Genomic DNA, 6,781 nt, shown 5'->3' with positions numbered 1-6,781 from the left:
ATGCACTAGTCAATCTGAATATAACCCGATGCAGTATGCTGTAGTGTTATAATGTAATGATTTTGCACGCTTGGCACTTTTGGTTTGGGTCTAGTTCAGTGTTTACAGTGTTCTCATTGAGTGTTGTGGTAGCGTGCTTCACTCCTTAGCGGGGCGTTATAATTTTTTAAGGTAACAATATGATTAATAGCTCAAAGTTGAAATCTATAGCATTTACGACAACGAGACTTGAGGTTGAAAACGTTGACTCTTATTTGGCGTCAGGATTGCTGAAATCACAGTTATTGTTTGAAATTGTTAGCTTACTTTCTCCCTCAGTTGTTGAATCATTACCTCCATATTTTCATGATATTAATACTGAATCGGATGCTGAAATCTGGCTTTTGAAAATGGTATCAGAAAGCCATTTGTTTTCAGTTAAACGTAAAGGTTTTGACCCGATTATTGGTTTCGTTTTCCTTTATGAATCAGATAATGCTACAGCTCATTTAGGTTATCTATTAGCTGAATCTAGTTGGCATCAAGGTTACGGTAGTGAGTTATTATTTGGTTTACTTAAAAGCTGTCGTGATAACCAATTAGTAGAAAAACTTATTGGTGGTGTAGATATTGGAAATGTAGTTTCGGCAAAGTTACTTGAAAAAGTTGGTTTTGTTGCAACTCAAGAGGGTAGCAATGGCGTCACTTTCTACGAATGTGTATTGTCTTAACCACAAATTATAACAAACGACTATGGTGTCAATAACTCAGTTTTGGAGTTTCCCCTCAAGCTGAGGCTTTCTTATTACTACTAATACTTCCAAGCTCAGGGAGATTACTTATTGGTGTGTTCAAGCTTCTATTATGATGAAAGGTGGATAGGATCTTGGTTGAGAATGGGCGAGGGAGAAATCCTACAGTCTCGTTAACTGGTTCTCGGTTTAAATTAATTCACCGATACTGGCTCTAATGTCTGCAATTGTAATAAACAGTTTGTTATCAGCGTCTTTGAACGCAGTAAAACCGTATTTTTCATAGAAAGATTCAGCCCCATCTTTTGCGTCAACTATGACAACAGGGAAGGCGACTGTTTCACTTGCCATTAATAGCTTTCTAAGTGCATCAATCAAAAGCCATTCACCGAACCCCTGACCTTTGTATCTATGGTCAACGGCTAAGCGGGCAATCAAACCACCAGAAGTTACACTGTGATGTTTCTTCTGTAATTTAGGAGGTAAATCCTGAATATCAATTGGTGTCATTGTTAATGTGTAATAACCAATAATGTGATCAGGACATTGTTTATCTTCAAGAACAAAGGTACGAGTATTGCCTTTCTTAGCTTGTTGGCTTGCCATAACTTTCAAGTAATTATTGAGTGCGGTAATACCACAATCAAAACGGTTTCGGTCATGTTTAGCTTTTTCTAATTGGACAGTATTCATTATTGAGTTTTATTCATATAACGTGAAGCGGCTTTTTGTAACTTGCTATTTGGTTTGGCTGGTTGGTCTAACGCAGTCATTAAACTCATAGCATCTTGTTGACTTAGTTGTAAGGCACGTTCACGTTCCATAATAGTTGTTGCTTTTTCTACAGCTGCACTAAGCACAAATGAGTTAATGCTAGACATACCGGCAATAGCCGCAGCTTGAGACAGTAGTTCTTGTGTATCAATATCTACACGTGCTGTAATACGAGGTAATGCAGTAGCCATAATAATCTCCATTCAGTGTCAAAGTGGCACAAGTGAATTCTAGTTTAATTATTATACGATGACAAGTTTTGTGTCACTTTGGCACGCAATTAGCAAATGCATTAACACAACTTACCACGCTCGGGGAAATCAGAAAGGGGTACGAAATGAATCAGCATGAAAAACTAAATTATGTAGAGTTTGGTGCAAAGGACTTAGAATCAACTAAATCATTTTTCTCTTCAGTTTTTGGTTGGAATTTTGTCGATTATGGTCCGGAATATTCAGCGTTTTCCAATCAGGGTTTAGACGGTGGTTTCTTTAAGGCAGATTCTTGCAGCCAGACAAATTCTGGCGGGGCTCTTTTGGTCTTTTACAGTGCGGATATCGAATCTACATTGAGTAAAGTTGTTCAAAGTGATGGTGAAATCATTCGTCCTATATTTGAGTTTCCTGGTGGCTGTCGTTTTCACTTTCTAGAGCCAAGCGGCAATGAGTTCGCAGTTTGGTCGGAAGCTCGCATATAACAAATAAGGATGTAGATGGCTTCGTCCTAGCTTATGGGATATTGTAGGTGCTTTAGTAGCGATACTAGGAATGGCAGTCATAATGTTCTCCCCAAGAACCACATAACAACACTTTAAGAGGTTAATATGATCCCATTAAATACATCAATAGTGTCAGGCGTGGCATTATCTAAAATTGATGGCGAAGTGAAAATACTACTCATGAAAAGAGTCAAAGGTGGCTTTTGGTGTCATGTTGCAGGCTCAATTGAAGAAGATGAAACTGGCATTGATGCTATCGTTCGTGAGTTTAAGGAAGAGACTCAAATTGAAGTGTCAAACCTATATAATGCTCAGTTTTTAGAGCAGTTTTATGAAGCGAGTGTGCATGTAATTCAGCTTATCCCTGTTTTCGTTGTGATGTGCCCACCAGAGCAAGAAGTGGTGCTAAATGAAGAACACACAGAATATAAGTGGTGTAGTTTAGAAGACGCGCTAGAGTTGGCCCCATTTCCAAATCAACACGCAGTGTTTAAGCATGTGTGGTCGTATTTTGTAGAAAAGCCAGTCAATACGCTTTATCGGGTAGATGCTGGCTAAGAAACACTTAAAATCTTTTATGGTGGCATGGCGTAATGAGCAATCGTGATCTATTTTCAGAGTCAAGTTCAGCTCTTGTTGAAGCTAAAGAGCATTCAGAGGGTAAAGTTACTCTCAAAACTCACATTCACAGTAATCGAGTAAAATTGATGGCAATGTGGGAACAAACTATTGCTGGTATTACTTAACGCGGCGTTAAGCAGATGGGGAAATCATGAATTTTAGAGTTCGAAAGGCATTACCAAGCGATGTCGAAAAAATTGCAAATATACACGTCAACTCATGGGCATATGCGTACAGTGGGTTGATGCCTCAACGTTTTATCGAAAGCTATACATTAGAAAAACGTCGGAAATTATGGTTAAACACAATAGAACGAAATCTAGCAGAAGTTCTTGTTGCGGATTGTGACGGCAGATTGACTGGTTTCTTGTGCTTTGGACAGCCTAAATATTTGAAAGGCACTGATGTATATGAACTGAGTTCGATTTATATCGACCCTGACAAAATTGCTACTGGCATTGGTCAGGAGCTTTACGATGAGTGTGAGGACATGCTCCGTATATTGAAAGCAAAAAAGATTTCGTTGTGGGCACTTGATAGCAATGAACGTGCATTAAATTTCTATATAAAGCAAGGTTTTGCTCCCACAGGGGAAACCAATAAAGAGCGTGCAAATGACGTTGTCCTCAATGATATCGAGTTAGTCAAAGAGCTATCAGCCTAACGCGTTGCTCACTCCTTAATGCAGCGTTTTCTTTTATTTAAGTCATCAATTTCCCTTGTTATATTGAACTATATATTCGAACGAGTTCACACTTTTATATCGATAAAATTAATAGTCAGATTGTAAGATAACCAAACACATTATGATCTTCATAAGTTGATAGGTCATTCTCTTATTATATTACAGGTGATTTATATGTTTTCTCGATTGTTTAAGTTAGTTTTCCTTTTAACGTTAACTGGCTGTGTGTCGACTCCTTACGATGAGCCAATATCTAATAATGTAGCAACAATTAAATTTTCCAATCAAGGAAGAGGTGATGCTGAAATTTTTATATATAAAGATGCACAGTTTTGTACTGGAAAACAGAATGCCGGTAAAGTGGATAGACTTTCATATAAAGAATTAACTCTCTTAGGGGGTGAAAAGCAAAGTTTTACATTTGGGTATGGATTTGATGATTATAATGGTGGGAAATCTTGTTCTATTACTGCAACATTTACCCCTAAAATAAATGGTGTTTATGAGGTATTAATGGTTTCTTCTTATAAGGGATGTGTTGCCTACTTGTATGAATTTAACAACGGTAAAAAAATATCAATAGAAGGTGAACAAAGAGACTATTCTAGTCCGGTAGCAAGTGATGATTGGTGTGAATAATTGAAATAGAAAGTTAACGATTACAATTATGGTATCCCTACGAATTAAAAGACATAATAAGGTGCTTAATTTAACGCCTAACGCCTAACGCCTAACGCATATAAGGAGAGCTGACACATGGCAGGTATTACAGATTTAGATGAATTATTGCGTTCGATGAGCCCAAAGTTACTTGCTGCTGAGTTCGTGTTTTGTACAGTCTCAGGCGGACTCAAAGAGTATATTGGGTTAAACCCAATCGCGATATTTTTTGAACCTGAAGGGTTAACTCTCGTTCTTGAAAAGTCAGTGGCAGAGACCAATGGGTTATCGTTTGAAGGTTCCTACAGTCAAATCACATTAACTGTTCACTCAAGCTTGGAAGCCGTTGGCCTGACCGCCGCTGTCGCAAGTAAGTTAGCATCAAAGGGCATTAGTGCGAATGTCATCGCAGCTTATTATCACGATCATATTTTTGTTCAAACTAGCAAAGCAGAAGAGGCCGTATCTGCGTTAGAGGAGTTCAGCGCTTAAGACTGATTCACAACGAGCACGACTTAATACAGTGGCTATGTTTCATGGAGGATGCAATGTCTATTCAAATATCATAAAAGTGGGTATTTTGATTCCTGCCATTGTTCTTCGAATAGTACAACGCCTTATCTGCTTTGATGATCGCCTTTTCATTATTAGCACTATCTTCTTTATTAACAGAGTAGGTTGTAATCCCCATGCTTAAGGTAATAAAAGAAGACACATCAGAGTTCTTATGAGGAATAGATAAAGACGCGACACTGGCTTGAATGTTTTCGGCAATCTTTATTGATTCTGCTTTATTGGTATCCTTCATTACAATAATAAACTCTTCACCACCAAATCGAGCGAGAAAATCATTCTCTCTACAGCTTTCTTTTAACGCTTTAGCGACAGCGATTAATGCTTCATCACCTTTTTTATGACCATAGGTGTCGTTGTAATTTTTAAAGTAATCTATGTCTATCATCATGACAGAGCGAATAGTTACATCTTGCTTGTTCTCTAAGAAGTGCAATTCTAATGCTCTTCTATTTGGTACTGCTGTTAAACCGTCGGTTAAACTAAGCTCATGTAATTTAATATTAAGGGCATTGATTTTTTTGTTTTTGCTGAACAAAATTCGAACAAAAATAGCGATAACGACAAGAATACAAAGTAGCAAACCAGAAAAGAACATTATCTTATTGGCGTTTTTTTCAAGTTCTAAAATTCTACTTTCTTTCTTTTTATTATCAAAAGAGTGAAGTAAAAATTGAGTTTGTGCTTGGTTATTATCATTCAACTGCTTCGCCTTTACCGCGTGGCTTTTTTCTAAATAGAAAACGGCTTTTTGGTAGTCTTTTTGTTGCAGGTAGGCATCATATAAATAGCAATATGTTTCATCTTCTAGGTAAAAGAGTTTACGCTTTTGAATCGCCTCTTTTGCTAAAGTGTGGTGATGAATAGAATCATCATATAAACCTAAATGATTGTAAACCTTACCGTAAGCATTATATAAGGTGACATCAAAGTGATAAAAGCTGTTTGAAAGCCCATTTGCGTGACGTTCACTGGCTTGTGTTAGTAGCATAAGTGCTTCTTTTGCTTTTCCGGTAATCGAAAGGTACTCAGCTTCTAGTAATAATTGGTTTGTTTGGAAGTTTTCTTTAACAATAGAGTCACTTTGTGCTTTAAGAAGTCTCTCTGCTTCATCTAAATAATACTTTGCATTTGCCATATCATTGATTTGAAGGTAGGCACTATAAAGCTTATATACGATGTAATAGGCTTCACTAGGTTCTGTGTTGTTATTTTTATTTTGATACTCAAGTGCTTGCGTCAATTGGCGAATCGCTTCGTCATAGTTTTTTAAAAAAAGATAATCGATGCCAATGTCCGTTAAGGTATAAACGATATCGCTATATTGTTCTTTCTCTATGTAAATATTTAGCGCTTTTAATTTAAAATTAATGCCTAGAATGGTTTGATTGTTGTTCCAATAAGAAAGGCCAAGAATGAAATAGACTCGCTCCATTTCTGGGTATTTGATTTCTTGTGCGAATTCGAGTGTTTTTTGAGCTTGTTGAATGCTGAGTAAGCTTCCTTTTTCAACATGAGCAAGATCATAAGTTCGACCTAATGAGATCGAGATAAAGGTATCGCTATAATCTTGGTTTGAATTGAATAAACTTTCTGCATTTTGGTAGCTAAGTTTCGATCTTTCGTACTGTTTTTGCTCTATTTCAATATAACTTCTTTCATAATAAAAACGAGAGAGTACATGTGCAGGAAGATCTGTATATATGTATTGCTTAGCATAATTAAAATGTTTTTCAGCCAGTTCAAATTGGTTGTTAGCTGAAGCTATATAGCCTTTAAGAAATTCAATATAGAAGATATCTGATTCTTTTGTTTGTAATGTCGGGGGCTGAGAGATAACAGAGACTAAAAAATCAAGATGTTCCCCGCGGCGGGCTGACTGAATATTAAGGATTAACTCAATGGCTTTTTTGATTGAAGGCGATTCTTTAGATGAATTTACAGGTATATCTTTCGATAAAAGGCTAATAGAAAGAACAAGAATCAAGATTATAGAAATCAGCGTAGCTGTTAAACAGG

At 36.9% G+C, this 6,781-nt stretch carries 9 protein-coding genes and 2 pseudogenes; 8 read left to right on the top strand and 3 right to left on the bottom strand.

Annotated elements, in window-relative coordinates:
• The first annotated feature begins 179 nt into the window (after positions 1 to 179).
• Complete coding sequence (locus PVK70_RS18355) at positions 180 to 710, top strand: GNAT family N-acetyltransferase (protein ID WP_130049404.1); 531 nt, start codon at positions 180 to 182, stop codon at positions 708 to 710.
• 210 nt (positions 711 to 920) lie between these two features.
• Here the strand turns inward: PVK70_RS18355 and PVK70_RS18350 are convergent, their stop codons facing one another.
• Complete coding sequence (locus PVK70_RS18350) at positions 921 to 1,427, bottom strand: GNAT family N-acetyltransferase (RefSeq protein WP_207216426.1); 507 nt, start codon at positions 1,425 to 1,427, stop codon at positions 921 to 923.
• The gene (locus tag PVK70_RS18345) at positions 1,424 to 1,696 is read right to left on the bottom strand and encodes a type II toxin-antitoxin system TacA family antitoxin (protein ID WP_130049402.1); all 273 of its coding nucleotides are present in this window, start codon (positions 1,694 to 1,696) and stop codon (positions 1,424 to 1,426) included. Before PVK70_RS18345 ends, PVK70_RS18350 begins: the two co-directional genes overlap by 4 nt.
• 146 nt (positions 1,697 to 1,842) lie before the next feature.
• On the opposite strand from PVK70_RS18345, the gene PVK70_RS18340 reads away from it, so the two are divergent.
• From PVK70_RS18340 to PVK70_RS18310, 7 genes and pseudogenes are all read left to right on the top strand, one after another.
• Complete coding sequence (locus PVK70_RS18340) at positions 1,843 to 2,202, top strand: VOC family protein (RefSeq protein ID WP_045102016.1); 360 nt, start codon at positions 1,843 to 1,845, stop codon at positions 2,200 to 2,202.
• Positions 2,203 to 2,236: 34 nt separating this feature from the next.
• Positions 2,237 to 2,308, top strand: a pseudogene (locus PVK70_RS18335) (YnfA family protein); the annotation flags it as partial.
• Positions 2,309 to 2,328: 20 nt separating this feature from the next.
• Entirely contained in the window at positions 2,329 to 2,781 is a 453-nt protein-coding gene (locus PVK70_RS18330; protein ID WP_130049401.1) for an NUDIX hydrolase, read from the top strand.
• Positions 2,782 to 2,816: 35 nt separating this feature from the next.
• A pseudogene (locus PVK70_RS18325) lies at positions 2,817 to 2,924 on the top strand (transcriptional regulator); the annotation flags it as partial.
• Positions 2,925 to 3,088: 164 nt separating this feature from the next.
• Positions 3,089 to 3,508, top strand: a complete 420-nt coding sequence (locus tag PVK70_RS18320) for a GNAT family N-acetyltransferase (protein ID WP_274441702.1) — start codon at positions 3,089 to 3,091, stop codon at positions 3,506 to 3,508.
• 195 nt (positions 3,509 to 3,703) lie between these two features.
• Positions 3,704 to 4,168, top strand: a complete 465-nt coding sequence (locus PVK70_RS18315) for a hypothetical protein (protein ID WP_130049400.1) — start codon at positions 3,704 to 3,706, stop codon at positions 4,166 to 4,168.
• A gap of 117 nt (positions 4,169 to 4,285) precedes the next feature.
• Positions 4,286 to 4,681, top strand: a complete 396-nt coding sequence (locus tag PVK70_RS18310; protein WP_130049399.1) for an ACT domain-containing protein — start codon at positions 4,286 to 4,288, stop codon at positions 4,679 to 4,681.
• Between the two features lie 64 nt (positions 4,682 to 4,745).
• Here the strand turns inward: PVK70_RS18310 and PVK70_RS18305 are convergent.
• A partial coding sequence (locus PVK70_RS18305; protein ID WP_274441701.1) for a tetratricopeptide repeat-containing diguanylate cyclase occupies positions 4,746 to 6,781 on the bottom strand: 2,036 nt, incomplete at its 5' end.

Source organism: Aliivibrio sp. A6, from assembly GCF_028765505.1.
Lineage (GTDB): Bacteria > Pseudomonadota > Gammaproteobacteria > Enterobacterales > Vibrionaceae > Aliivibrio > Aliivibrio finisterrensis_A.
This window is presented reverse-complemented; position numbering and strand designations above follow the sequence as displayed.

Bases quoted from the DNA above. Each gene is read 5' to 3' on its own strand.
- PVK70_RS18320 (WP_274441702.1), top strand. From the start codon at position 3,089: ATGCCTCAACGTTTTATCGAAAGCTATACATTAGAAAAACGTCGGAAA.
- PVK70_RS18345 (WP_130049402.1), bottom strand. From the start codon at position 1,696: ATGGCTACTGCATTACCTCGTATTACAGCACGTGTAGATATTGATACA.
- PVK70_RS18330 (WP_130049401.1), top strand. From the start codon at position 2,329: ATGATCCCATTAAATACATCAATAGTGTCAGGCGTGGCATTATCTAAA.
- PVK70_RS18315 (WP_130049400.1), top strand. From the start codon at position 3,704: ATGTTTTCTCGATTGTTTAAGTTAGTTTTCCTTTTAACGTTAACTGGC.
- PVK70_RS18355 (WP_130049404.1), top strand. From the start codon at position 180: ATGATTAATAGCTCAAAGTTGAAATCTATAGCATTTACGACAACGAGA.
- PVK70_RS18340 (WP_045102016.1), top strand. From the start codon at position 1,843: ATGAATCAGCATGAAAAACTAAATTATGTAGAGTTTGGTGCAAAGGAC.
- PVK70_RS18310 (WP_130049399.1), top strand. From the start codon at position 4,286: ATGGCAGGTATTACAGATTTAGATGAATTATTGCGTTCGATGAGCCCA.